Origin of the sequence: Pontibacter virosus (assembly GCF_003096355.1) — a bacterium.
Lineage (GTDB): Bacteria > Bacteroidota > Bacteroidia > Cytophagales > Hymenobacteraceae > Pontibacter > Pontibacter virosus.
Genome location: NZ_QEKI01000009.1, coordinates 51,364 through 76,863, shown reverse-complemented (window position 1 = coordinate 76,863; position 25,500 = coordinate 51,364). Strand labels below are relative to the sequence as shown.

20 protein-coding genes are annotated in these 25,500 nt (G+C 50.6%); 15 read left to right on the top strand and 5 right to left on the bottom strand.

Going from position 1 to position 25,500, the window contains the following annotated elements:
- The first annotated feature begins 18 nt into the window (after window positions 1-18).
- From porK to porN, 4 genes are all read left to right on the top strand, one after another.
- On the top strand, window positions 19-1,038 hold the full coding sequence (gene porK / locus C8E01_RS13950; RefSeq protein WP_116544063.1) for a T9SS ring complex lipoprotein PorK/GldK: 1,020 nt from the start codon (window positions 19-21) through the stop codon (window positions 1,036-1,038).
- Window positions 1,039-1,114: 76 nt separating this feature from the next.
- Window positions 1,115-1,912: a type IX secretion system motor protein PorL/GldL gene (gene porL, locus C8E01_RS13945; protein ID WP_116544062.1), complete on the top strand. Its 798-nt coding sequence runs from the start codon at window positions 1,115-1,117 to the stop codon at window positions 1,910-1,912.
- 51 nt (window positions 1,913-1,963) lie between these two features.
- Window positions 1,964-3,562, top strand: a complete 1,599-nt coding sequence (porM, locus tag C8E01_RS13940; protein WP_116544061.1) for a type IX secretion system motor protein PorM/GldM — start codon at window positions 1,964-1,966, stop codon at window positions 3,560-3,562.
- Between the two features lie 24 nt (window positions 3,563-3,586).
- Entirely contained in the window at window positions 3,587-4,444 is an 858-nt protein-coding gene (gene porN / locus C8E01_RS13935; protein WP_116544060.1) for a type IX secretion system ring subunit PorN/GldN, read from the top strand.
- Between the two features lie 320 nt (window positions 4,445-4,764).
- Here the strand turns inward: porN and uvrC are convergent, their stop codons facing one another.
- Genes uvrC through porW form a run of 3 tightly spaced genes read right to left on the bottom strand, consistent with a single transcriptional unit; the run spans window position 4,765 to window position 11,770 of the window.
- Window positions 4,765-6,600: an excinuclease ABC subunit UvrC gene (gene uvrC, locus C8E01_RS13930; RefSeq protein ID WP_116544059.1), complete on the bottom strand. Its 1,836-nt coding sequence runs from the start codon at window positions 6,598-6,600 to the stop codon at window positions 4,765-4,767.
- A 12-nt stretch (window positions 6,601-6,612) separates the two neighbouring features.
- Window positions 6,613-8,919 carry a penicillin-binding protein 1A gene (locus C8E01_RS13925; protein ID WP_116544058.1) on the bottom strand — a complete coding sequence of 769 codons (2,307 nt, stop codon included), beginning with the start codon at window positions 8,917-8,919 and terminating at the stop codon, window positions 6,613-6,615.
- Between the two features lies 1 nt (window position 8,920).
- Complete coding sequence (porW, locus tag C8E01_RS13920; protein ID WP_243409581.1) at window positions 8,921-11,770, bottom strand: type IX secretion system periplasmic lipoprotein PorW/SprE; 2,850 nt, start codon at window positions 11,768-11,770, stop codon at window positions 8,921-8,923.
- Window positions 11,771-12,116: 346 nt separating this feature from the next.
- Here porW and C8E01_RS13915 point away from each other — a divergent pair, with 346 nt between their 5' ends.
- The 11 genes from C8E01_RS13915 to C8E01_RS13865 all read left to right on the top strand — a co-directional run bounded on the left by C8E01_RS13915 (window position 12,117) and on the right by C8E01_RS13865 (window position 21,384).
- Window positions 12,117-12,347, top strand: a complete 231-nt coding sequence (locus C8E01_RS13915; protein WP_116544056.1) for an AtpZ/AtpI family protein — start codon at window positions 12,117-12,119, stop codon at window positions 12,345-12,347.
- Window positions 12,348-12,352: 5 nt separating this feature from the next.
- Window positions 12,353-12,736, top strand: coding sequence for a hypothetical protein (locus tag C8E01_RS13910; RefSeq protein ID WP_116544055.1), 384 nt, complete (start codon window positions 12,353-12,355; stop codon window positions 12,734-12,736).
- Between the two features lie 44 nt (window positions 12,737-12,780).
- On the top strand, window positions 12,781-13,812 hold the full coding sequence (gene atpB, locus C8E01_RS13905) for a F0F1 ATP synthase subunit A (RefSeq protein WP_116544054.1): 1,032 nt from the start codon (window positions 12,781-12,783) through the stop codon (window positions 13,810-13,812).
- Window positions 13,813-13,849: 37 nt separating this feature from the next.
- Window positions 13,850-14,113 (top strand): ATP synthase F0 subunit C, encoded by a 264-nt coding sequence (gene atpE / locus C8E01_RS13900; RefSeq protein ID WP_007653345.1) that lies wholly within the window; start codon window positions 13,850-13,852, stop codon window positions 14,111-14,113.
- A 132-nt stretch (window positions 14,114-14,245) separates the two neighbouring features.
- Window positions 14,246-14,740 (top strand): F0F1 ATP synthase subunit B, encoded by a 495-nt coding sequence (locus C8E01_RS13895; protein ID WP_116544053.1) that lies wholly within the window; start codon window positions 14,246-14,248, stop codon window positions 14,738-14,740.
- A 54-nt stretch (window positions 14,741-14,794) separates the two neighbouring features.
- Window positions 14,795-15,352: an ATP synthase F1 subunit delta gene (gene atpH, locus C8E01_RS13890; protein WP_116544052.1), complete on the top strand. Its 558-nt coding sequence runs from the start codon at window positions 14,795-14,797 to the stop codon at window positions 15,350-15,352.
- A 2-nt stretch (window positions 15,353-15,354) separates the two neighbouring features.
- Window positions 15,355-16,935: a F0F1 ATP synthase subunit alpha gene (gene atpA, locus C8E01_RS13885; RefSeq protein ID WP_116544051.1), complete on the top strand. Its 1,581-nt coding sequence runs from the start codon at window positions 15,355-15,357 to the stop codon at window positions 16,933-16,935.
- Between the two features lie 69 nt (window positions 16,936-17,004).
- Window positions 17,005-17,892, top strand: a complete 888-nt coding sequence (gene atpG / locus C8E01_RS13880; protein ID WP_116544050.1) for an ATP synthase F1 subunit gamma — start codon at window positions 17,005-17,007, stop codon at window positions 17,890-17,892.
- Between the two features lie 109 nt (window positions 17,893-18,001).
- Window positions 18,002-19,765, top strand: coding sequence for an alkaline phosphatase PafA (gene pafA / locus C8E01_RS13875; RefSeq protein WP_243409580.1), 1,764 nt, complete (start codon window positions 18,002-18,004; stop codon window positions 19,763-19,765).
- A gap of 48 nt (window positions 19,766-19,813) precedes the next feature.
- Entirely contained in the window at window positions 19,814-20,386 is a 573-nt protein-coding gene (locus C8E01_RS13870; protein ID WP_116544130.1) for an inorganic diphosphatase, read from the top strand.
- Window positions 20,387-20,499: 113 nt separating this feature from the next.
- On the top strand, window positions 20,500-21,384 hold the full coding sequence (locus tag C8E01_RS13865) for a UbiA prenyltransferase family protein (protein WP_116544049.1): 885 nt from the start codon (window positions 20,500-20,502) through the stop codon (window positions 21,382-21,384).
- Here C8E01_RS13865 and C8E01_RS13860 read toward each other — a convergent pair.
- Both C8E01_RS13860 and C8E01_RS13855 read right to left on the bottom strand, forming a co-directional pair.
- Window positions 21,381-22,892 (bottom strand): NAD(P)H-hydrate dehydratase, encoded by a 1,512-nt coding sequence (locus tag C8E01_RS13860; RefSeq protein ID WP_116544048.1) that lies wholly within the window; start codon window positions 22,890-22,892, stop codon window positions 21,381-21,383. The genes C8E01_RS13865 and C8E01_RS13860 overlap by 4 nt on opposite strands.
- A 148-nt stretch (window positions 22,893-23,040) precedes the next feature.
- Window positions 23,041-25,455: a DUF5686 and carboxypeptidase-like regulatory domain-containing protein gene (locus C8E01_RS13855; RefSeq protein ID WP_116544047.1), complete on the bottom strand. Its 2,415-nt coding sequence runs from the start codon at window positions 25,453-25,455 to the stop codon at window positions 23,041-23,043.
- Window positions 25,456-25,500: the final 45 nt, after the last annotated feature.

Sequence of the window (25,500 nt, the reverse complement as noted above, 5' to 3'; positions counted from 1 at the left end):
ACTTTTTCCAAAGTCATCATGAACAAACTATTAAAGCTGTCTTCCTTCGCTTTGGCGGTGGTACTGCTTGCGAGTTGTGGGTTAAGAAGAGGACCGCAAGGCGACCTGGTGGGCGCAGAGGATCGACCAGACTACAATCCACAGGCTGTACCCTACGGCATGATCGCCGCCCCGGGCGGAACTTTCCACATGGGTCAGGCGGATCAGGATATAGCGGCAACTATGGCGAACCTGAACAAGCAGGTAACAATAGGTGGCTTCTATATGGACGAAACCGAGATTACGAACAACGAATACCGTCAGTTTATTGAAGTAATGGTCAATGACTCGATCGATGTTCTGGGCGAGGACTTCGTGATGACAAGCCTATACCCTGACACAACCGTTTGGGTACGGGACTTCACTTACCACATGGGCGATCCCTTGATGGAATACTATTTCTCTCACCCGGCATTTGACGAATATCCGGTGGTGGGTGTAAACTGGTTTGCAGCAAAATACTTCTCTGACTGGAGAACGAAGCATAAGAACCAGGCCAATGCCGACAACGGCATGGCGCCAATGCCGCAGTTCCGTCTGCCATCTGAGGCGGAGTGGGAATATGCAGCAAGAGGCGGTCGCGATATGGCAACTTACCCATGGGGTGGTCCATACCTGCGTAATGCCAAAGGCTGTCTGCTGGCTAACTTCAAGCCGGGCCGCGGCGACTACTACAGCGATGGCTTTACTTACACAGCTCCTGTAGCCCAGTTCTTCCCGAACGACTTTGGTCTGTATGACATGGCCGGCAACGTAGCCGAGTGGTGCGAAGATGCCTACGCTGACGCTACTGTTCCGATCACCTGGGACTTGAACCCTGTTTATTATGATGATAACGAGCCTCGCAAAGTAGTAAGAGGCGGCTCCTGGAAAGATATTGCATACTTCCTCGAAACTGGCACCCGTAACTTCGAATATCAGGACTCAGCCAGGTCTTACATCGGTTTCCGTAACGCGATGATCTACCTGGGACGCTCTTCAGGCAGAGAGTTCAGATAGGCAGTAGAAGTGTTCTAACAGTTAAAAACTAAACAATTTAATACCCAATCGTTCACATTTAATTTTTGAAAACAAAATGAGCAAAGCTAGAGGTCGCAGTTTCTTGTACGACGTGTTGATGCCCAAAATCTATGGTCTTGGTGCCGCAGTCGTAATTATCGGAGCATTGTTTAAAATTCAGCACTGGCCAGGTGCCGACATTATGCTGATCGTAGGTCTTGGTACAGAGGCCGTAATCTTCGCGCTGAGTGCATTCCAGCCACAGCCACACGATCCGGATTGGGCAAGAGTATACCCACAATTGGCTGATGACTATTCAGGTGAGGCGCTTATCCCAACAACAGCTTCGAGCAACACTTCCGTTACAAAGGAGCTTGACAAAATGATGCGTGACGCTGACATTACGCCAGCCACAATCAACACACTGGGTCTAGGCCTGAACAGACTAAGCGAAACAGCTGCACAAATGGCTGACTTGAGCCAGGCTACAGCTGCTACTAATGAGTATGGTGTACGCGTGAAAGCTGCCGGCGACGAGCTGGGCCGCATTACCGAAGCTTACTCTGCAACAGCAGATGCACTGTCTAAAATGGCAGTTGCTACAGGTGATGCACAGGAGTATCACACTCAAGTACAGAGCATGACAAGAAACTTAGGAGCTTTGAATGCTGTTTATGAAATGGAGCTTCAGGATGCTAACACGCACCTGAAAGCAATGAACAAGTTCTACGGAAACCTGAGCATGGCCATGGAAAACCTGACCGATGCCAGCAAAGACACGGAGCAGTTCAAGCAAGAAGTTTCTAAACTGACGCATAACCTACACTCACTGAACACAGTGTACGGTAACATGCTGACAGCTATGAAAGGCTAATTGCGCATCATTTCCTAAATCAACAAGAAAACAACAGTAACTAAGTAGAAAATGGCTGGAGGAAAAGAGACACCACGGCAGAAGATGATCGGTATGATGTACCTGGTACTGACCGCACTTCTCGCCCTGCAAGTGAACTCTGCTATCCTGTTAAAGTTCCAGTTTATCGATGAAAGTCTTAAGGACGTTAACGATAAGACGATAACAGATAACAGCGGAGTTGTAACTAATATTAAATCAAAGGTCAGCGAAGGCGGTAACCGAGACAAAGACAAAGCTGTCCTCGAGAGCGCCAATGCTGTGAGACAGCAGACATCTGAACTGGTCAACTTTATTCGTAGTACCCGTGATATGCTAGTACAAAAAGCAGGCGGTATGAATGAAGATGGAACAGGATACGCAAATCCAAGTGCAGAAGATTTGGTTGCCATTAACATGATTGGACCTGCAAGTGCTAAAAACGGTGCGGCTTATGACTTAGAGCAGCGCTTGAACAACTATGCAAAGTTCATGAAGCAGTATAACCCGAACATGCCGGACATCCTGGCACGTGATGGAAAGACTGACCCAATGGCTTCTAAAGACCGTAGCCAGCGTAACAAAGACTTCGCTCAGTTGAACTTCGAGGCTACTCCACTGGTAGCAGCACTTGCAACCCTTTCACAGAAAGAAGCAGAGATCCTGAAGTACGAAGCAGATGCCTTGCAGAACCTTGCTCAGAGAGTGGGTGCTGACATCATCAAGTTCGAGAAGATCTTCGCGATGGCACGTGCTGAGTCGAAGACAGTAGCTGCCGGTACAAAATACAAAGCTGATATGTTTATCGCTGCTTCATCTGATGCTATCACGCCAAAGATGACGTTCCAAGGCAAGCCAATCAACGTTGTAGACGGCAAAGGCCAGATCGAGTTCACGGCTGCTGCTAACAACTACGATGCTGACGGTAACTCTAAGCAGACCTGGAAAGGTCAGGTGATCATCGACAAAAACGGTGAGCAGGAAATACTGGACGTAACAGAAGAATATATCGTAGCGAAGCCAGTAATTCAGGTGCAGTCAGCTGCAGTTCAGGCCCTATACCTGGGTTGCGCGAACGAACTGAACGTACAGGTACCTGCATTAGGTGCAGTATATGATCCTAGCTTCTCTGCTGCTGGTGGTTCTGCCATCAAAGGTGCTAAGAAAGGTCAGGTTACCATTATCCCAACTACTACTGAAGTGAAGCTTAACGTGAGCAGCGGTGGTAATGCGATTGGTACAGAAACGTTCAAAGTTCGTCCGGTGCCAAGACCATCTTTGCAGACTGTGGTGAATGGCAGACCAGTAGACCAGAAAAGAGGTTTACCGGCTCAAGGCATCAGATCAGTAGAGATACAGGCGATCGCTGACGAAGGGTTTAAGCAATTTTTGCCTAACGAAGCACGTTATAGAGTAACAAAGTGGAGAGCATTCCTGGTTAGAGGTTCAAACCCAGTAGACCAGGCTGAATTTTCAAGCCCAACTGGTGACTTGACCCGTTTTGCAGCAAAAGCTGGAAAAGGCGACAGAGTAACCATCGAGGTACTGGAAGTGAAGCGTTTGAACTACCAAGGCTCACCAGTTGATGCGAAACCAACAGGAGACGGTATCTTCACTATCCCACTTAACTAATTAAGATTAGAAGCTTACAGGAGTATGAAACTTATCAAAGTAATAGGTGTAGCAGCTGGTATGATGCTCTCTTACGGAGCAGTAGCACAGCAAGTGTCTACCACGCAGTCCAGTAATCCATCAGCAAGACCTATTCCGGAGTCTGATGTATTGTTTAAGAAAACGGTTTGGCGCAAGATCGACTTGCGTGAGAAACAAAACAGACCGCTGTTTTCTGAAAACAAAGAGATCACCAAAGTTTTGATCGATGCTGTAAAAAGCGGCGAGTTGGTGGCCTATAAGACGGACTCTGTAAACGTACCGCTATCCAGAGAGGAGTTCCTGGCAAACATGACCGGCAAAGATATGGGCGGTGGTTTGACGGAAGAGGAAATCGCTGCTGGTTTCGGTCAGGAAGAGGAAGATGATGACGCCTGGGGTGCTGCTCTTGGTACAACTGCTACACAAGAGACTGGCCCTGTAAGTAATGAATTCTTTGCAAAGCAGCTTTACCTGCTGGAGCTGAAAGAGAACGTAGTATTCGACAAGAAGCGTTCCCGTATGTACCACGACATTCAGACGATCAGCATTAAGGTTCCTGCTACGCTTAACCCACTAGGTTTTGAGCAGACAGTAGGCAGCTTTAAAATGAGCGATCTGGTTAAGGTTTTCAGAAACAACCCTGAAACTGCTATCTGGTACAACGCTCAGAACGATGCACAGCACAAGAATCTGGCTGATGCGTTTGATCTGTGGCTGTTCAGCTCTTACATTACCAAAATATCTAACCCTAACGACAGAGCACTGGGCGATATCTATGGTGGTGGTAAAAAAGGCTTGTTAGCCGCTCAGGAAGCGCTCGAAGCGTTGATCGAGTACGAGTACAGCCTGTGGAGCTACTAATTGTAAGACAATCATAAAAAAGGGAGATCTGAAAAGATCTCCCTTTTTTGTTTTAACCAAGATGGCCTCTAATGACAAACGATGTGATAACTGTTGTATCTGAAAGTACGGCCTTTCAATCCCAGACAAGGCCAGATCTAGGTGTTAAACAAGGCAGGTCAGGTATAGCTACGTAAGTGGCTCGTTCTAAAGTAGAAGGTAAGCTGTCAGAAATTGATGTCGTAAAAATCGAAGGGCAATCTACGATGAGAGGCACAATAAAGCAGTTCATGCAAATGACTGTGGTTCAGTTAAGGTATAGGAAAGAGGAATTATCTAATTCAGGAAGCCTCACCAGAACTAGCAGTCTCCCCTGAACTATGAAAATGGTCGAAGAGGATCTGGGCTTTGCGCTGGCCTACTTCCTCCGTTAGTTCTGCAAGCGAAAGTTCTTTAAGCTTTTTGACGGACCTGTATTTCTGAAGAAGCGCATCAGCAGTCGTTGGGCCTATCCCCTTTACTTCTGTCAACTCGGTCTTGAGCGTACCCGCGTCGCGACGGGAGCGATGGAAAGTAATGGCAAAACGGTGCGCCTCGTTTCGTAAGCGCTGAATCAGTTTAAGCGACTCAGATTTCTTATCAATGTAAAGCGGAAGCTTATCACCCGGGTAAAAGATCTCTTCCAATCGTTTGGCTATACCTACAATTGCAATCTTGCCCCAAAGATCAAGGTCTTTCAGTGCCTTCACGGCAAAGCTAAGCTGTCCTTTGCCGCCGTCTATAATGATCAGTTGAGGCAATGGTTGGTTCTCTTCTATCAGCCGCTTATAACGACGAGTCACTACCTCGTACATCGACTCAAAGTCATTGGGGCCAACAACAGATTTAATATGGAAGTGGCGGTAGTCTTTTTTGCTTGGCTTACCGTTTTTAAAACATACCATCGACGCAACCGGATTGTCCCCCTGAAAGTTGGAGTTGTCAAAACATTCGATCTGGCGGGGCAGCTCGGTAAGGCGCAAGTCTTTCTTCAGCGTTTCCAGAACGCGCATCTCACGCTGCTCGCCTAAGTTCTTGTTCTGCTCCTGACGACCTTCCCGCTCTTTGCGCAGGTACATGGCGTTCTTCAACGAAAGATTTAGCAGCTTGCGCTTATCGCCTATCTGGGGTTGGGTGATGGTAATGTTATCGAGCGGAAGTGTGAGTTCAATATTGGTGATGATCTCACGGGAAGTACTCTCGAACTCGTGTCGCAACTGCACAATGACAGTGGCGAGCAGCTCTTCATCACTTTCATCTAACTTCTTGTGAAGCTCTAAGGATTGCGTTTGAATGATGGAGCCATTCATGACCTTGAGGTAGTTCACAAAAGCGCACTTCTCGTTCGAGGTGATCGAAAAGACATCGATATTCGAAAGCGTGTTGCTTACTACAGTAGATTTGGCCTGGTAGTCTTCCAGCAAATCAAGTTTCTGCTTGTAACGGTGGGCCTGCTCATACTGGTAATCCGCAGCGGCCTCGGCCATACGCTCCTTGAAATAGGTCTTCGCGATGGATAGGTTGCCCGACAAGATATTCCGGATCTGAGAAATGTACTGGTTGTAAGTGGTTTCGTCTATCAGGTCTTCGCAAGGGCCTTTGCAGTTGCCAATGTGATACTCCAGGCATACCTTGAATTTGCCAGCAGCAATATTCTCCGGGGACAAATTATAGGTACACGTACGCAGAGGATATAGCGTCCGGATAAGATCCAGCACGATGTGCATGGTGGTGCCGCTTGGGTAGGGACCGAAATACCGGGAACCGTCGTTTATCTTGTTGCGTGTGCTGATGACCCGAGAGAAACGCTCGTTCACGATGCAAATATACGGATAGGTTTTCCCGTCCTTGAGCAGAATGTTGTACTTGGGCTGGTACTGTTTGATCAGGTTATTTTCCAGCAAAAAAGCGTCGGCCTCCGTGTCCACAATCGTGAACTCGATGTCCTTGATCCTGGAGATGAGCTTAAGCGTTTTTTTATTATGCTGGGCAGAGCGATTGAAATAGGAGCTGACACGCTTCCTAATATCAATCGCTTTGCCTACATAGATGATACCCTCATCATCAAAGAACTTGTAAATGCCCGGTTTATGTGGTAAATGGGAAATCTTCTCCCGCAGCTTCTCGTTTGCAGCCATGCTTAATTTTCATTAGAAAGCATCTAAGTCGATCGGGGCAGGAACCTGGTAAAACTCGTCTTGCTGCGAAGAGTCTACCGGCATGCCATTGTTATACTTAGCGCAATCTAATTCTACCGATAAAGGCGTAGAAGGTTTAGGGAACGGGTCTTTTGATCTTTCCAGTGATTTGTCGGCGTATACCTTTTGCATGAAGTTACCATAGATCGGCATCGCCAGTTTGTTACCCTGACCCAGCGCAATCGTACGGAAGTGGATAGAGCGGTCATCGCCACCCACCCAGGCACCTGCCACCAGATCAGGCGTTATGCCCATGAACCAGGCATCCGAGTAGTTCTGGGTCGTACCCGTTTTACCGCCAATCTCGTTTTTGAGTCCGTTGCGGTGGCGCAGGCCGTAATAGGCAGTACCACCCGGCTCAGCAGCCGCTTTTAGCATATGCACCATCATATAGGCAGTTTCTTCGCTGAGCGCATCTACTGTCTTTGGCACAAACTCATGCAACACGTTACCGTGCTTGTCTTCGATACGGGTAATGAAATTTGGTTCTATCCAGGTTCCGCTGTTCACATATGTGCCGTACGCGCCTACCATGTCATAGAGTGTCACGTCGTTTACACCCAATGCGAGTGATGGATTCGCCTCGAGCGGGGTAGTGATACCCATGCGCCTGGCTGTCTTAACCAGTGTTTCAGCGCCGAGCTTGTTTACCAGGAAAGCAGAGATAGAGTTCACGGACTGGGCCATGGCTTTGCGCAATGTGAACTTTTCGCCGGAGAACTTATTATCGGCATTGTTCGGGCACCACATCGTACCGTCGCCCAAAGGTATACACACCTGCGTGTCGAGCGTTTCGTAGCATGGGTAATAGCCGTTTTCGATGGCAGCGGTGTACAGGAAAGGCTTGAACACAGAACCCGGCTGGCGCGCGCCCTGTTTCACGTGGTCGTACTTGAAGTGCTTGTAGTTGATGCCACCCACCCAAGCCTTGATATGGCCCGTTTGTGGCTCCATGGCCATGAAACCGGTCTGCAGGTAGTGCTTGTAATGCTTGAGCGAGTCAAGCGGGCTCATTTGAACTTCCTTCTCCCCATCGTAGGTAAAGATGGTCATCGGGATCTTCTTGTTCAGGTAGAAGTTGATGGAGTCCTGGTTACCATCGAACTGCCTGTTCAGGTTGCGGTAGCGGTCCGTGCGTTTAATGGCGGTCTGCAGGTAGTTCGGGATTTCCTTGCCCTGGCGGTCGATCCATGGGTTGCGGCCTTTCCAGTGGGAGAAGAACTCTTTCTGACGATCCTTCATGTGCTCCTCCACTGCCTGCTCGGCATACTGCTGCATGCGTGAGTCGATGGTGGTATAGATCTTCAGTCCATCCGCATACAGGTCGTAACCATTCTCGCGGCACCACTTCAGCAAAAACTTGCTGGCCTCAGTACGAAAATACGGCGCCAAACCAACGTTTTGGTTTTCAACACGGTACTTTAACGCAATATCCGTGTTCTTCAGGTTGTCGAATTCAGCCTGTGTCATATAGCCGTACTTCACCATCTGCGAAAGCACCACATTGCGGCGATGCTTCGAGTTATCTGAATTGAATTTAGGGCTATAGAAGTTCGGGTTCTTAAACAGGCCTACCAGCACAGCCGACTCCTGTACCTCCAGGTCCTTAGCATCTTTGCCAAAAAACGTCTTCGATGCTGACTGCAGGCCAAAGGCGTTGCTGCCAAACTCGAAGATGTTCAGGTACATGGTCATGATCTCCTGCTTGGTATAGGACTGCTCCAACTTCACGGCCATAATCCACTCTTTCGTTTTGTGGATCAACGTACGGAAACCCGGCTTGTCGTTGAGGTAGCCGTTGTTCAGCTCTTCACCACGAGTGCGGAACAGGTTTTTGGCCAACTGCTGTGTAATGGTACTGCCACCACCCTTCGAGCTGCCGATCATCAGAGAGCCGGCCACACGTGCCATCGCCTCCGGGTCTATACCTGAGTGCTCTTCAAAACGGATGTCCTCTGTTGCCATTAGGGCATGCACAAAATTCTCAGGCAGGTCAGAAAACTCAATCGGGGTTCGGTTCTCGCGGAAGTACTTGCCCAGCTCCTTGTTGTCGGCTGAGTAAAGCACGGAGGAAAGGGCACTCTTCGGGTTCTCAAGCGTGCGCATGTTCGGCAGGTCACCAAACAGGTTCAGGAAATTGACGCTGACCGCATAAATGTAAAGTATGAACACAGCCAGGCCACTCAGGAAAAGCAGCCAGAGTGTGGAAATGATCTTAGGGAATACCGTTTTTGGTTTTGGGCGGGTGGTTGTTGCCATGTTAATTATTCGTTCTGAAGTAATTCAGATATTCTTCTACATCCTTCTTCTGAAGCAACTTCTGCCAGTTTTCGGATGATATTGCAAAGGTAATGAATTCTACGCCTCGAATTTTGCCTATCGGGGATTGTGGCGCTTTTTGTTTTATGGTATAAGCCTGTGCTTCTTTCAGGTTAGGGAAAGTCCGCAGCAGCAGTATACCTCTGTTGCCATCAAATGGCTGCTGCTCCATAGTCAGCTTCTGGTTGCGGAAGTAGGTGTTGTTATACTTCTCATACTTTGCTCCGATGTCTTTGAAAGCGGCGTGCTCCGTAGGGTATAGCATCACAAAATAGTAAGCCGAATCAGGGGCACTGGTATAAGCCAGCGGATCAACTACGGGCGGCTGTACCGTTGGTGCCTGAGCCCTTGCGGTGTCCTGTGCTACGGCTGTCGCATCCAAAGGCGTGCCAATTTGAGTCGTATTTGTCGTGTCCGGTCTGGCAGTGGCAGAATCAGGGATTGTATTTAGATTAATTGGCTGCGGCTGCTGTCGTGGCGACGGGTTACGTCCTCGTGCCGATGCCAATGCGATGCTGTTGCTAACCCGTTGCTCCGGCGTACGCTCGTCCGGTTTCTGTGCTGTAGGTGGTGCAGGTGCTTCCTGGCGGAGCTGTTGTTTGCCCTCGAGATCCTGGTAGCGCTTCAGCAATTCGTCGGCGCGAGGGGCCAGCGAACTGGACGGGTGCTGCTGCTTAAAGGCCAGCAGTTGTTGCCGAAGCAACTCCGGTCTTTGGGAGCGTGCCGTGATCATGACATGCAGGAAGGCTACTTTATCAGGTATATCATTGAGCGGGTATGCCTGGCTCAGTTCTGTCAGCAAAGCGGTGGCCTGCTGGTACCCACCTTGCTCATATTGCGCAAAAGCGGAGTCATAGAGCGCGTGCGCCTTGATGTTGTTGAGGGCGTTCTGACTCAGGAAGTTCGGGTCGTCTACCAGCTTGGCGTAGATCGTATTCGGGTACTGCTGCTTGATTTTAGCGTAGTACGTGTCCTTCTGCTCGCTGCCTGCCCGGCTATAGATCAGGTATAGGCTATAATGCGCCTCGGCTGCGTGCTCGGATTGGGGAAATCGCTGCAGGAACTTCTCGTATGTAGCAGTCGCGTCTTCCGGTGAGTTGAGCTTTTGTGAGTAGATGTTGCCCAGGCGGAACATGGCATCTTCCAGCAGTTTTTCGGATTGCTGTAAAGCCAACGTCGTAGTCGGGATGTTTTGCAGGTAAGTTTCGACCTGGGTCTGCAAGCGGGCAGAGCGGTTTTCTTCAGATTCAGCTGCTGCGGTGTCGGCAGGAGCGTCCATTGCGATCACTTCTTCCTGTCCTCCCACTGTCTCGCCGCGGCTAAGGAGTCGCCAGTTGTCCTGCAGCGGACGGTCACCCCATCGCCGCACAAATTCAGAACGGGCTGTTGCCAAAGCAGCCGGGTTATCGAAGTAGAATACGCCTCCTGTATTGCCGTTTGCTGCTGCAGCCGCCGGATTATTGCGACCTCCGACGGTTACAGCTGCCTGTTGTTCCTGGGCACGGCGTCCCTGGCGCTGCTTTTCCTGCTCCAATTGTTTGGCTTGCTCCTGCAGGCGAGCTTCCTCTTCCTGCTGCACCAGATTCTGCACAAAAGCCAGGCGCTCGCCTTCACTCAGGGCAGCCAGCTGCTGCAGACTGTCCTGCAACTGGATCGTGTTGTACTGCTTGGTGAAGTCAGCCAGTACGTTGCGGCGCTCGAGCACCTGCTCATATTCCAGGGCCTGCTGTGGGTATACCTGTAAGGCGCTGTCATAATAGGCCTGCGCCAGATCGTACTTGTTCAGGTTCTCAAAATAAATCTCACCGGCCAGCAGGTAGGTATAGGCTTTCTGGTTAGGTATAGTGCCTGGTGTTTTCAGGGAAGCTTCAATGTTCTGCAGTGCTTTGTCGTAGTGCTGCTGGCGGCGCTCAAACACAGCCATTTCGTAATAAATCTTGTCGCGGTACTCGGCGTTTTTCTCGTCGCGCAGCATTTTCTGGTAATAGCCTGCAATGCGGTTCAGGTCCTGCGCATCGTCCAGTTCCGAAACCTGGCCCAGGTATAGCCGGCTGAAAAAGCCCAGGTCGTAAGGCGGGTTACGACGCAGGATGCGGCTGTACTGTTGGTAGGCCTCCTTGCTCTGACCACGGTCTTGGTATAGGCGGGCTAGCGAGAAGCGAACGCGCGACTGGTCATCCCGCTCCGTAAAGTTCGGCAGCGACAAATCCAGGTTCTCGATCACGGCAGCGGTATCGCCCTGCATGAGGTGGTACTCGGCGCGGGCCAGGTATAGCTCGCGGGCATTGTCGCGGTTCAGGCGCTCTTTGCGCAAAAACTCCGATACCTGCCAGGCATTGTCTGTCTCACCCAGTTTCAGGAAAGAGCGCATCAGCCACACCAGCGCCTCGTGTTTCACGTGGCGGTCTTTGCCTGTGGAGTTTACATACCTGAACGTCTGAGCGGCCTCCGGAAAATTGAGTTCATAAAAGCGCACCTTGCCGATGACCAGGTAGCTATCGTCGATCCATTTGCTGTTCGGGTGGTACTGAATCGGGAAAGAGGCCTTTTTAATGACGTCCTCCAAATCGGCGGCGTGCGCCTTGTAGGTAGCAGAGTCGATGGGCGGGAAGATGGGCAATGGCCGGTTGTAATCGTACACAGTCTGGTCCTGGATGCTCTTTTCGATGGCATCCAGCTTCTCTTTCGCTAAAAAATAGCCATTGTAGCGGGCCGTAGTGTTATGATAGGCCTTGCTGAGCGGATTGTTGCGTTCAGCAGAACAGCCTGCAAGCAAGAGGCAGGCTAGCACGTAGAGAAGGTATGGTGAGTTTTTGCTCAAAGTATCGATAGTGTGCAGCATTAATTGGCTCCCATGCCGCTTATTCCATTATAACGGCCTGGCTATACCTGAAAGTATCCAGACCGCAATAGCACGAAAGCGGCAAGCCATCTACAAAAATACAATAATATGCCAATTATGTAAGGTCCTACAGATAAAGCCTGAAGCTCGCTATTGAACTATAGAAAAAGAGAAATGGTTTCAGGCCTCAGAAGGCTTAGAGGAGACTTTAAAAAGCGACCGAAATAAAGCTGATTTGCAGAGAAGCCCATGAAAAAAGCGTAATTTTGTTAATCATTGAAAAACAACCCAGCGCATGGCACAGCCAGATGAACAGAAACCGAAAGGCGAGGACTCTTTTAAAGGCTACCTAAAGTATTCTGGTCTGGCCTTTCAGATGATCGGGGCGATGGTGCTGGCCGCCTGGGCCGGCTCGGCGCTGGACGAGCGCATGGGCAACGAGAATCCGTGGATGACGATCGTGCTGCTGGTAGTGGCCGTGGTGGCTTCTATGGTGTTGGTAATAGTATCCTTAAATAAAAAGTAACCGCATTGAAATTCTTTAAAAACCTCCTCATCTTCACAGGTGTCGTGAGCATCGGCATCGGCCTGCTCTCCTTTTATACAGGCACGGCGCTCTTGCATCCGCTTATCTGGTATATTTTAGGCTTTATGGTCTTTGTGACGGCGCTGGCCTTTTATGTGTCGCGGCTGGGCGTGGGTTACGACCCGGACAATTTTCAGTTGTACTACTTCGGCTCGATGGGCTTCAGGATGATCCTCAGCATCACCGTTATTTTTATTTACATCTACATGTACTCCGAAAATGAACTTCAGTTCGTTTTCAACTTCTTCGCGTTATATTTTCTATTTACCGGGTTTGAAATCTACAGCTTAATAACTAACTTCGCACCGCAATTGAAAAAGCAAAACTAGAAATAGCTTTTGTATATTTTAACTTTGCTTCTAAATCTCTCTTAATGAAGAAGTTATTTATTTTACTGTTTTCTTTTCTGACAATTTCTGCGAATGCAGTAGCTGCAGAAGGTGGCGAGTTTAAGCCGGGCGACATGATCACGCATCACATCGCCGATGATTATACCTGGCATTTTGCTGATGGTGTTGTGCTATACCTGCCTGTTATCCTGATTGATAACGGTCAGCCACAGGTATTCTCATCAAGTAACTTCTACAACGAGAACCATGAGTTAGTGCCTTACAACGGCTACGTGCTCGACCATGGTCACATCTACCGCGCTGATGCTTCGGGCCAGCCAGCGGCTGACCAGTCTTCTCTTTTAGACTTCTCTATCACAAAGAACGTTGCCTCTCTTTTTATTAGTGTGGCCCTGCTGTTAGTTGTGTTCTTCACGATTGCTGGTAGCTACGCCAAGGGTAAAGGCAGAGCTCCTAAAGGTATACAGTCTTTCTTTGAGCCGATCATCATCTTCATTCGTGACGAAATTGCCAAGGCGAACATCGGTCCGAAATACGAGCGCTACATGCCGTACCTGCTGACCATTTTCTTCTTTATCTGGTTTAACAACCTGCTTGGTTTGATGCCGGGTGGTGCTAACCTGACAGGTAATATCGCGGTAACGCTTGTGTTGGCTACCATGACGTTGTTGATCACCGTGTTCAGCGGTAATAAGAGCTACTGGTCGCATATATTTGCTACACCGGGTGTTCCTACCTGGCTGGCTCCAATCATGATTCCGGTGGAATTAATTGGTATCCTGACTAAGCCGTTCTCGTTGATGGTTCGTCTTTTTGCCAACATCACGGCAGGTCACATCATCATCCTGTCGCTGTTCAGCCTTATCTTCATCTTCGAGAGTATCTTTGTAGCGCCACTGAGCGTGGCCTTCGCTATCTTCATGTTCTTCCTGGAGTTGTTCGTGGCCCTGCTACAGGCTTATATCTTTACACTGCTTTCAGCGATGTACTTCGGTGGCGCAGTAGAGGAGCACGACCACGTAGGTGATCACGGTCATGGAGATGGTGCACATTAATCTGTTTTTTATTTTTTAACTATATATAACTATAATTATGTTAGCAATTTTGCTTCAAGCAGTAGCAGCTACAACCGACTTCGGTTTGGCTATCATGGGTGCCGGTATCGGTGCTGGTCTGGTTGCCCTTGGCGCTGGTTTGGGTATCGGTAGAATCGGTGGTTCAGCCATGGAATCTATCGCGCGTCAGCCAGAAGCTGGTGGTAAAATCCAGACTGCTATGATTATCGCGGCTGCCCTTATCGAAGGTGTTGCACTTTTCGGTGTGGTAGTTTGCTTGCTAATCTCTTTCAAAGGCTAATATCCTTTGTATTTGGTCTCTCGTCCGGACGCATGGTCCGGACCGAGAGCTCAAAATAGTTAAATAGTTAAAAGCAATGCCGGTTGAGAGCCGGTGAACTGATTAAAACCTAATTATTCAAATTCATACACAATGGAATTAGTAACCCCAGGTATAGGTTTAATTTTCTGGCAGTTGGTGACTTTCATCATCGTGCTGTTCCTGCTTTCCAAGTTCGCCTGGAAGCCAATCATGAACGCCCTGCATGAGCGTGAAACTTCTATCGAAAATGCACTGAGCGCTGCTGAGAAAGCAAAGCTTGAGATGCAGGGTCTGAAGGCTGAGAACGAAAAACTGCTGGCTGAAGCCCGTATGGAGCGTGACAAGATCCTGAAGGAAGCTTCTGATGCTGGCAACGCGCTGATCGAAACGGCGAAGCAGAAGGCAAACGAAGAAGGTTCGCGTATGATCGCACAGGCACGTGAGTCCATCGAAAACGAGAAGCGTGCTGCTATCACGGAAGTGAAGAACATGGCTGCTGTACTTTCAGTGGACATCGCTGAGCGTATCCTGCGTAAAGAACTGAGCAACCCACAGGCACAGCAGGAGCTTGCCAAGGATTACATCAAAGAAGTAACGCTTAACTAATCGTATCAACATAGCCAGACCGCTTATACTGCAGGATGGCCATAATAAAGCAATATGTCAGAAATTAGAATTGCTTCGAGATACGCAAAGTCACTGATTGAGCTGGCACAGGAAAAAGGTGTGCTGGAGCAAGTGAAGGAGGACATGGATATGTTCGCCAAAGTACTTGACCAGAACAGAGAACTGAAGCTCCTGATGCGTAACCCAGTTGTGAAGTCAGATAAGAAACTGGCTGTGATCAATGCGGTGTTCAAAGGCAAAGTAAACGACCTTACCCTGGCTTTCTTCAAGATCGTGGCTCAAAAAGGCCGTGAGTCGGTGCTTGTGTTTATTGCTCCTGAGTTTACGAAGCAGTATAATGTATACAAAGGCATCACAACAGCCAGCGTGACTACTGCCGTGCCGCTTACAGAAGAGCTTCGCAACGAACTTGGCCAGCGCCTGGTAGCCCAGACTGGTCAGCGCGTAGAATTAGAAGAAAAGATTGATACAACCCTGATCGGTGGCTTCGTGCTCCGTGTGGGCGATCAGCAGATTGACAGCTCTGTGAAGTATAACCTGAACAAGCTGAGAAATAAATTTAAAGACAACCCCTATATCAATAAATTATAATCATGGCAGAAGTAAGACCTGACGAAGTATCAGCCATACTAAGAGAGCAGCTATCTGGCTTCCGTTCTGAGGCAGAATTGGAAGAAGTAGGTACAGTACTGCAAGTGGGTGACGGTGTCGCTCGTATCTATGGCCTTTCCAAAGCACAGTCTGGTGAGCTATTAGAGTTTGAGAACGGACTTCAGGCGCTTGTTCTGAACCTGGAAGAAGACAACGTAGGTGCCGTAATGCTTGGCGACTACAGCGAAATCAAAGAGGGCGCCACTGTAAGAAGAACGAACCGTATTGCCTCTGTAAAAGTAGGTGATGGCATTATCGGCCGTGTGGTAAACACACTGGGTCAGCCAATCGATGGTAGAGGACCTGTTGCAGGCGACCTGTACGACATGCCACTGGAGCGTAAAGCACCAGGCGTGGTGTTCCGTCAGCCGGTAAACGAGCCAATGCAGACGGGTATCAAGGCGATTGACTCCATGATTCCGATCGGCCGTGGGCAGCGTGAGCTGATCATCGGTGACCGCCAGACAGGTAAGTCTGCCGTTGCGATAGACACCATCCTGAACCAGCGTGAGTTCTTCGAAAAAGGACAACCAGTGTTCTGTATATACGTTGCCGTAGGTCAGAAAGCATCTACAGTAGCCCAGGTAGTGAAGTCACTGACTGAAGGTGGCGCGATGGATTATACAGTAGTAGTTTCGGCTTCTGCTTCTGATCCAGCTCCAATGCAGTTCTTTGCTCCATTTACAGGTGCTGCTATCGGTGAGTTCTTCCGCGATACCGGCCGTCCTGCACTGGTTGTTTATGACGACCTTTCCAAGCAGGCCGTGGCTTACCGCGAAGTGTCCCTGCTGCTGCGTCGTCCTCCAGGGCGTGAAGCTTATCCTGGTGACGTATTCTACCTGCACTCCCGTCTTCTGGAGCGTGCCGCTAAGGTAAACGCTTCTGACGAGATCGCTCGCAACATGAACGACTTGCCAGAGTCTATCAGGCACCTCGTGAAAGGTGGTGGTTCATTGACTGCCCTTCCAATTATCGAGACGCAGGCTGGTGACGTTTCTGCCTATATTCCGACAAACGTAATCTCGATTACGGATGGTCAGATATTCCTGGAGACCAACCTTTTCAACTCAGGTATCCGTCCTGCGATTAACGTAGGTATCTCTGTATCGCGTGTGGGTGGTAACGCTCAGATCAAGGCGATGAAGAAAGTATCTGGTACCCTGAAGCTGGATCAGGCGCAGTTCCGTGAACTGGAAGCGTTTGCGAAATTCGGTTCTGACCTGGATGCCGCTACCAAGCTAACAATTGAGCGTGGTCGTCGTAACCTCGAGATCCTGAAGCAGCCACAGTTCTCTCCAGTATCAGTTGCTGAGCAGGTAGCCATTATCTACTGCGCTACAAACGGTCTGTTGGACAACGTGCCTGTATCAGAAGTTAGAACATTCGAGAAAGACTTCCTGCGCACGATGCGTGCCCAGCACCAGGACACCCTAAACGCGCTGCTGGCTGGAAAGCTGGACGACGAGACAACAGGTGTTATCAAGCAGGTGGCCAGAGAGCTTTCTGCCCGTTACAAAAAGTAATAGTTGGTTATAAGTTAGAGACTGCCGGTTAGAAGCGGTCTCTAACTTTATGCTCATATCATACATAATATGGCAAGTTTAAAAGAGGTTAGAGGCCGCATTACATCTGTATCGTCAACACAGCAGATCACCAAAGCCATGAAAATGGTGGCGGCTGCCAAGCTGAGACGTGCTCAGGACAATATTCTGCGTATGCGCCCTTATGCGCAGCGTCTGAGTGGCATCCTGGCCAACCTGTCTCAACTGACAGAGGGCTCTGTGTCGAACGTTTACTCTGAAAAGCGCGAAGCGAACAGAGTGCTTGTGATCGTGGTAACTTCTGACCGTGGTCTGGCGGGTGCTTTTAACTCAAACATTATCAAAACAGCCAATGTATTGGCACAGGGCAAGTACCGCAGCCAGTATGAGGCCGGTAACCTTACCTTCCTGACAATTGGCCGTAAAGGTGCTGAGGCTTTGAGCAAGCGTGGTTACAAAGTGATTGGTGACTACACCGGCACTTTCGGAAACCTTTCTTTTGACACTGTTCGCGTTGCAGCGGAGCGTGCCATGGATGGTTTCGTAGCCCGTGAGTTCGATCAGGTGGACATCATCTACAACGAGTTCAAGAACGTGGCAACGCAGATTGTGCGTACCGAGCAGTTCCTGCCAATTGAAGATAAGCCAGTTGAAGAAACGGCCAACAACATGGTGTCTGACTATACCTTTGAGCCATCAAAAGAGCAGATCATCGAGGAGCTTATACCTAAGTCGCTTAAAATACAGGTATACAAAGCGGTGCTGGAGTCGAATGCCTCCGAGCACGGTGCCCGAATGACTGCCATGGACAAGGCGACAGAAAACGCCGGCGAGCTGCTGAAAGAACTGAAGCTTACTTACAACAGGACGCGTCAAGCGGCCATTACGAAGGAGATTCTCGAGATCGTGGGGGGTGCAGAGGCGCTTGCTGCAAAATAGAAGTAAATACCAAATAGAAAAGCAACGCCCATCACACCAGGTGGGCGTTCTTTTTTTGGGGATATAATACGCTGTGTTATATTTTTGTTAAAACATCGAGTACAGGACAATGGCCAGGCCAATTAGTTGGGATGTGCTGCCTATATTTGAGAAACTCAACAACAAACACATGAAGCTAAGCGGTTTTAGATCTGGCATTCAAACTTTGATTGCAGCAGTGCTTTTGGTTACTGTGCAGGCTTGTACAACATCTAACGCCCCAAGCGTAGAAAAGGAGCAGCAGGTGAACCAACCTGTGATAGGCATAGAAAGTCGGCCGAAGCTCGTAGTGGGCATCGTGGTAGACCAGATGCGTTATGACTTTCTATACCGTTACTGGGACAAGTACAGCGAAGGCGGATTTAAAAGACTGGTAAAACAGGGCTTCAATTTCAAGAATAACCAATACAGTTATGTGCCTACGTATACCGGACCAGGCCATGCTTCCGTTTATACGGGTAGCGTCCCAGCCTTAAACGGTATCATCGGAAACTCCTGGTACGACCGCACAACGGGCAAGTCTATTTACTGTGTGGAGGATAAGACAGTGAAAACGGTAGGCAGCACATCCGATGCCGGCCTGATGTCGCCGCGTAACCTGCTAACGACTACCATCACAGACGAGCTGCGCCTTTCCAACAACATGCACTCGAAGGTGGTAGGTATAGCCCTGAAAGACAGAGGGTCTATTCTGCCAGCCGGCCATACCGCCAATGGCGCCTATTGGTTTGATTCTCCTTCCGGAAACTGGATCACGAGCACATTTTACGCCAATGCCCTCCCTAACTGGGTACAGGAGTTCAACAATCAAAAGCATCCGGACAAACTGTTGGGAGAGGTATGGAATACACTCCTGCCGATTGAGCAGTATACCGAAAGTACAGCAGACGACATGCCGTGGGAGCGTGCCCTGCCAGGCGAAGAAAGACCGGTGTTCCCTCACAACATCCCTGCCATCCGCGGCAAAGATTTCGAGTTGATTCGCTCTATACCTGCCGGCAATACACTCACCACGGAATTTGCCAAAGCAGCCCTACGCGGAGAAAACCTGGGCAAAGGGAATCACACCGATTTCCTGGCACTGAGCTACTCCACACCCGACTATACCGGGCACTCGTTCGGACCAAACTCCATTGAAGTGCAGGATGTATACCTGCGACTCGACCGTGAAATTGAAGAACTAATCAACCTGCTGGAGAAGGAAATCGGCAAGGACAACATCTTGATCTTCCTGACAGCGGACCACGGCGCGGCGCATGTGCCTGCTTATATGGAGTCGCTTAAAATACCGGCAGGCACAGCCAACTCCGGCATGATGCGCGACTCGCTGGAGCAGCACCTGAACAAGACTTTCGGCAAAGGCCGTTGGGTAGAACGCTACACGAACCAGCAGGTATACCTGGACCATAAAACGATTGAAGGCAAAAAGCTGAAGAGAGCAGATGTGCAGGAAGCGGTGGCCAACTATGTAACGCGTTTTGAAGGAGTGGCAAGAGCCATTCCGGCTGAGGCGGTACAGGTGGGTGCGTCCGGAGGTCTGATGGCGCGCATCGAAAGCGGCTACAATGCCCAGCGCTCCGGCGATGTGATTGTAGTGCTGCAGCCAGGCTGGTTTGAAGGTTACGGCAGCGGTCCACAGAAAGGAACCACGCATGGCTCGCACAGCAACTACGATACGCACGTGCCACTGGTATGGTATGGCTGGAAAGTGAAGCCGGGCGAAAGCTCCGTTGAAACCGCTATAGCAGATATTGCCCCTACCATTGCCTCCTGGCTATACATACAGGAGCCAAATGGAAGTGTGGGGCGCCCCTTGCAAGAATTAATGAAGTAACAATACCTGTCGGGACAATTGGTTACGACGGCTTTTAAGAAAGATTATATGATGGAGAATTTAGAAAAGAATAACCCGTGGCATAGCGTGAGCTACGGTGAGGAGGCCCCGGCAGTCGTTACTGCTATCATTGAAATTCCAAAGGGTTCGAAAGCAAAGTACGAGTTGGACAAAGAAAGCGGCATGCTGAAACTGGACCGTGTACTTTTCTCTTCGGTGAACTACCCTGCCAACTATGGCTTTATACCTAAAACTTACTGCGACGATAAAGATCCGCTTGATATCCTGGTAATCTGTTCGCTGGATGTAGTGCCTATGTGCCTGATCGATGCGAAAGTAATCGGGGTGATGCGCATGATCGACAACAACGAAGAAGACGATAAGATCATCGCCGTGGCGAACAACGACATGTCGGTGCGTCACATCAACGATATCTCTGAATTGCCTCCGCATACTTTGCTGGAGATGCGCCGCTTCTTTGAAGACTACAAGAAACTGGAACACAAAGAAGTAATCGTAGAGCAGTTCCTGGGCCGTGAGCCGGCTTACGAGATCATCAAGGAAAGCATCAGACTATATGACGCTACCTTTGGCGAAGTTGAGCCAAAAAGCACCATCTAAAACTTTACTTTTCCTGTAAAGCCTGATGTGGGGTAAAACCTGTGTCAGGCTTTTTTATTTACAGCCGGACGGGGTTTGAAAGCCGTACCTGAATTGCGAACTTGCAGAGAAGGATGCTAGAAAAAGAACACAGCGAGATAAGGCGCCAGCAACCACTGGCAGATTGGCTTCGAACAGGTATAGAGGCCCTGCTCTACAGCAGTGTGTTCATTTCACTGTGCGCATTTGGGTTAACGGTAGAAACCTACTTGCTAACAGGGAACAAGGTGTCGCTGCCAATGGCGTGCTTTGTGTTTCTGGCAACACTGTTCACCTACAACACCAGCAGTTTGCAGCGCATGTGGCGAGGCTGGCGAGCTAAAAAAGGTGGACAGTCCTGGAGTATTCGTCATCAAAAGGAGCTGGCCGTGTTGGCTTTGCTTAGCCTGGCGGGGGCTGTTGTACTGTACTTTCTATTTGAACTTCGAATCAACCTGTGGTTTGTGCTGACCCTGGCGCTGATTTCCGTAGGCTATACCGTGCCGCTGGCGCGCAATCGTCTTAAGCCTTTCCGGAGTGTGCCCTTGCTGAAGGTGTTTCTGATTGCCCTGGTCTGGTCTGCCGTAACGGTGTTGTTTCCGCTGATCGATGCTTCGGTTGCGTTAGATAGCCCTGTGATGCTGATCTGGCTGCGGCGCTTTCTGTTTATTCTGGCGCTGGCCCTGCTATTCGACATCCGCGACTATACCTACGACCGCCACACCCGCACCCTTACCTTCCCCGGGCTGCTAGGCGAAAACTATACCCGTTTCCTGTCGCTGGGGCTGCTGGTGCTATACTTGTTGCTGGTGCTGCTGACGGAAGAGGGCGAGGTTCTGATCGGCTTGCTGAGCGCTGCCTTAGTGGCTGGTCTGATCGTGTGGAACGCTTCGGAAGAGAAGCCTCGCATCTATTATGCACTGCTCGCGGATGGCGCCATGCTGGTGCATTTTGCTTTCGTATACCTGGCTGTTAGTTAAGAACGACGCAGGTGCAGAAAAGCCTTCGGCAAATGCTCTATTACATCCGAGGCGATCAGTGCAATTTCTCCCACCGTTCCCTTGGCCAGATCGCCGGCAAGTCCGTGCAGGTATACGCCCAATAGGCAAGCCTCTTTCAAGGTATAGCCCTGGGCTACCAAAGCCGTCAGGATGCCGGTCAGTACATCACCGGTTCCGCCCGTAGCCATACCTGCATTCCCGGTCGTGTTAAAAAAAATGTCTCCTTCGGGCGTGGCGATGGCCGAGTGACTTCCTTTGAGCACCATGTGACACTGGTATACCCGGCAGAACTCCCGCAATTCCTCCAGCCGTTCGTATTCATTATTGCTTTTGCAGACGAGCCGTTCAAACTCTTTGGGGTGCGGTGAGAAGATGACCTTCCCTTTCGGGAGCTGTGCCTTGAGCTTGTCGCTGCTGGCGATCAGGTTGATGGCGTCCGCGTCGATGACGAGAGGGAGATCCGTAGTGGCCAATAGCTGGCCAAGCATCGTCTTGGTCATTCGCTCGGTGCCAATGCCCGGGCCTATACCGATGGCGTTAAATTTCTCCATGGACTTTGGTAGAGAGGATAAATGCCTGCGGTTGTTGTCAGGTAGAAGCATGGCCTCCGGCACAGCCGTTTGCAGCACATCGTAGCCGATGGCAGGCGCCTGCACCGTGAGCAGGCCTACGCCGCTGCACAAACAAGCCCTGGCCGCAAGCACTGCTGCCCCGATTTTACCGTAGCCTCCGCAAAGCAGCAACGCGTGCCCGTAGGTGCCCTTGTGTGAGAATTTGGTGCGCGGCTTTATCAGTTGCTGAATTTCTTTTTGGGTCACGTAGTGAAAGTTCGACTTCACCTCCGAAAGGTATGCCTGGCTCAAACCGATGGAGACAGTGTGCCATTCGCCCACGTACTGCTCATGCTGCGGCAGAAAAAAAGCAAGTTTGGGCAGTTCAAAACTCACCGTATGATCCGCCTGCACAATGGCTCCTTCGGCGGGCGTTTGCTTGTCGGTGTACAAACCCGAGGGTATATCGATGGCGACAGTGCAGTTACTGTGCTCGTTTAGCCAATCGATCACCTCGGCATAGAGCCCGGTGACGGGTCTGGAGAGGCCGGTGCCGAACAAGGCGTCGATCACGCAGGCTTTTTCAGGTATAGCAGGCAGGCCGTTTTTGCTCGTGATATGGTGTGGAGGCACCTCGTGTGGCAGGCGCTTCAGGTTGATCTGAAAATCCGGAGAGGTCTCTTGGGCGTCATTCACTATATATAGCTGCACATCGAAGAGGCGCTGGTGCAGCAACCGGGCTACTACCAGGCCATCCCCGCCGTTGTTGCCGGGACCGCAGAAGATACAGACAGGTTGCTCAGGCGTGAACTTGTTTTCAAACCAACCGGTAAAGGCCCTTGCCGCCCGCTCCATCAATTCTTCTGAAGCAATGCCTTCCTCCCTGATGGTTTGCGCATCAGCTTCCCGGGTTTGTTGAGCGGATAGGATTTTCATACGTTGTTTTTATACTTCTTAAGCCGGAGATAGTTGTACGCATTTTGATAGGCGCATACCTGATGACTCAACCTTTAGGAGAGGTATGGTGGTTGAGGCCTTCAGGTATAGATCCAGGTAAATGTCTTCGTCTAAGAATATTTTACAATCAAAAAGCCAGGGTCGCCGTCAGCTTGAACTTGAGGTTATCTTTAGCCCGTGGCAGTGCATAGGGGCCATAGCGGTAAAAGGCGCCCACCCCGACACCCGAGAAGGCAGAGCTGATGACGTTGTTGAGCATCAATCCGGATTCAAAGAATCCTTTGCGCATGTTGGCATACTCCAAGGGCTGCAGCTCAGGTATAGACTGCCGTAGATCGCCGATGCCCATGTTCTGCACCAGCACCAGGTCGGGCTTGAAGAGTTTGGTGTTGAGCAGGCGCTTGCCCAGGTCCTGGCGGAGGAACAAAGCTGCGTATCGATCCGAGAAGAACTCATAGGGCCGCATTGTTTCAAAGCCTTCGCCGGCATACACTTTGTAATTCGAACTATAACTGCCATAACCATTGTAGAGGCTGACGAAAGGAGCCTCGCCCTGTACCCAACCACTTGCCAGCACAAAGCTGGTTTCGCCAAGGCTGCGCTGCCGGAACGTTCCTTCAGCACGCAGGTCGAATTTGTTGTAGGTATAGCCGTCACTTTCCAGGACATCGATGCCCTTTGTGTACTGGAACCAGAGCACCGGATAGCGGCTTGGCATGGGCAGCATGCGGTTAAACAGTTGCATGTATTGCTCGCCATAGGCAAAGCGCAAGCCCGCTGTCGCTTCAGCCAGGTTATATGCGGGCATGCCTATACCTGGCTCATACGTGAAGAGCGGCAGCGTAGGGCGGCGCTGTTCCTGCCGTATACCTGCTTGCCACTGCACGTAGCGCAGCATGCGTCCACTCAGGCCGGCGCTTCGCTGGGTGGTATAGTCCAGGTTGGGCAAGAGGGCGGGGCGCAGGTCACGGAGCAAGGCACGCTCCTGGAAAGGCAGGCGACGGCCGCCCGGCTCTGCTACATCTTCAGCATAAGCTGCCGAAAGCGTGAGTTCAGACGGTTTGTGCAGTTTAACGGTAGCATCAGCACCGTATTTATGTTCCTTGTCGCGGAGGCCGTAGCCCCAATAGCCACCAACAGTAAACCGTTCCGAAAGCAGGTTGTTGGTATGAGCGCCTATACCTAAACGCATCCCTTCAAAACGACTCACCTTGAACAGCCGGTTGAGGTCCAGGCTGATGGGGCCGATGGGCAGCTGCTTCGCCATGAGGTACTCCATGGTGCGGATGGTGCGGTCGAGCTTTTGGGCCTGTCCCACACTGTCGAGGCGCTGGTAGGTAGTCTGCTCTTTGAGCGACAGGGAATCAGGGCGATACTGCTGCCAGAGTTGCTCCGGTTGTCGCCAGGCATCCGGGCGCTGCTCCAGTGCGATCACTCCAAAATCGCTTCGTCGGAGCGGTGGGTTCAGGTTGACGTTGGTGATGTAGGTACGGATGTGTCCGTAAGGCTGGTGCCCCCTCATGTAGATCTGCTGTACGGTTATCTCCACATCCAGCTCCGAAGGGAACCACTGCCGGTTGTCGACTTTCACGAACTGCTGCTGCAGCTTCAGGCCGCGCTTGTCATCGGCGTGCGACTCGGCTACCACGTTCTGCACCGCCCAACCGTCGCTGTTGATGTAGAGCAGCCCTTTCAGACCGTTGAAATTCTTGCCAGGCTGCGGCGCATAGGAGATAATAAAAACGGTGTCGGCTCCCACCACCGCCGTTTCCTGGAGCACGAAGTCATAGCGCCTGATGCTGCCATTGCTCAGTGGACTCAGGTAGCGCTTGCCAAAGAACACCGGCATGTCGTCATACACCGAAAAAACCCGTGCCTCAGCGGCCACTACCCCAAAGCTGGGTTGCCGAAGTCCTGACACGCGGGTCGCCAGGATGGTTTCTTTTGAGAGGTTATTGCCCAACTGTGCATAATCAGTGATGCTCTCCATCAGGAAAAGGTGCTGCTTGGCCAGCAGGTTGTGCATACGCAAGGTCGATGAGTCTTCCTCAGAAAGGCGCAGGGTGTCGCTCAGGTTGAGGTCATCGGGGGCGTTGGCCGTCAGGATGAATTTGTTGTAGGTACGGTAGGTATAGGCCTGAATATTGTCGAGGCGGTGGCGGTCGCGGTTCTGGTTGGCCAGCCGGATGATGCGGTGCGCCGGGTTGATCCCGGAGCGAATCACGACTTCCTGTAGTTGGGCCGCCGAAGGGCGCAGGGTAATATCGAGTTGTGAAACTGAATCAACGGGAATGGTTTGCGGGGTATAGCCCACGTAGCTGAAACGCAGACTGGTGATCGGGCGGTTATGCCGGAGCTGGTAGCGCCCCTCCAGGTTGGAAGTCGTGCCTGTTTCACCGTCGTTTACCACGATGCTCACGAAGGGGAGTTTTTCACGTGTGGTGGCGTCACGCACTGTGCCCTGCACCTGGTATACCTGTGCCGTGGCAAGGCTCACCTGCAGGTATAGGTATAAGCATAAAAGCAGGCGGTGTATAGGCATGTGGTAAAGATATAAAAAGAATCGGCGCCGCCTCACAGAGCTGAA

Bases quoted from the DNA above. Each gene is read 5' to 3' on its own strand.
- porK (WP_116544063.1), top strand. From the start codon at position 19: ATGAACAAACTATTAAAGCTGTCTTCCTTCGCTTTGGCGGTGGTACTG.
- porL (WP_116544062.1), top strand. From the start codon at position 1,115: ATGAGCAAAGCTAGAGGTCGCAGTTTCTTGTACGACGTGTTGATGCCC.
- porM (WP_116544061.1), top strand. From the start codon at position 1,964: ATGGCTGGAGGAAAAGAGACACCACGGCAGAAGATGATCGGTATGATG.
- porN (WP_116544060.1), top strand. From the start codon at position 3,587: ATGAAACTTATCAAAGTAATAGGTGTAGCAGCTGGTATGATGCTCTCT.
- uvrC (WP_116544059.1), bottom strand. From the start codon at position 6,600: ATGGCTGCAAACGAGAAGCTGCGGGAGAAGATTTCCCATTTACCACAT.
- C8E01_RS13925 (WP_116544058.1), bottom strand. From the start codon at position 8,919: ATGGCAACAACCACCCGCCCAAAACCAAAAACGGTATTCCCTAAGATC.
- C8E01_RS13915 (WP_116544056.1), top strand. From the start codon at position 12,117: ATGGCACAGCCAGATGAACAGAAACCGAAAGGCGAGGACTCTTTTAAA.
- atpB (WP_116544054.1), top strand. From the start codon at position 12,781: ATGAAGAAGTTATTTATTTTACTGTTTTCTTTTCTGACAATTTCTGCG.
- atpE (WP_007653345.1), top strand. From the start codon at position 13,850: ATGTTAGCAATTTTGCTTCAAGCAGTAGCAGCTACAACCGACTTCGGT.
- C8E01_RS13895 (WP_116544053.1), top strand. From the start codon at position 14,246: ATGGAATTAGTAACCCCAGGTATAGGTTTAATTTTCTGGCAGTTGGTG.
- atpH (WP_116544052.1), top strand. From the start codon at position 14,795: ATGTCAGAAATTAGAATTGCTTCGAGATACGCAAAGTCACTGATTGAG.
- atpA (WP_116544051.1), top strand. From the start codon at position 15,355: ATGGCAGAAGTAAGACCTGACGAAGTATCAGCCATACTAAGAGAGCAG.
- atpG (WP_116544050.1), top strand. From the start codon at position 17,005: ATGGCAAGTTTAAAAGAGGTTAGAGGCCGCATTACATCTGTATCGTCA.
- pafA (WP_243409580.1), top strand. From the start codon at position 18,002: ATGGCCAGGCCAATTAGTTGGGATGTGCTGCCTATATTTGAGAAACTC.
- C8E01_RS13870 (WP_116544130.1), top strand. From the start codon at position 19,814: ATGATGGAGAATTTAGAAAAGAATAACCCGTGGCATAGCGTGAGCTAC.
- C8E01_RS13865 (WP_116544049.1), top strand. From the start codon at position 20,500: ATGCTAGAAAAAGAACACAGCGAGATAAGGCGCCAGCAACCACTGGCA.
- C8E01_RS13860 (WP_116544048.1), bottom strand. From the start codon at position 22,892: ATGAAAATCCTATCCGCTCAACAAACCCGGGAAGCTGATGCGCAAACC.
- C8E01_RS13855 (WP_116544047.1), bottom strand. From the start codon at position 25,455: ATGCCTATACACCGCCTGCTTTTATGCTTATACCTATACCTGCAGGTG.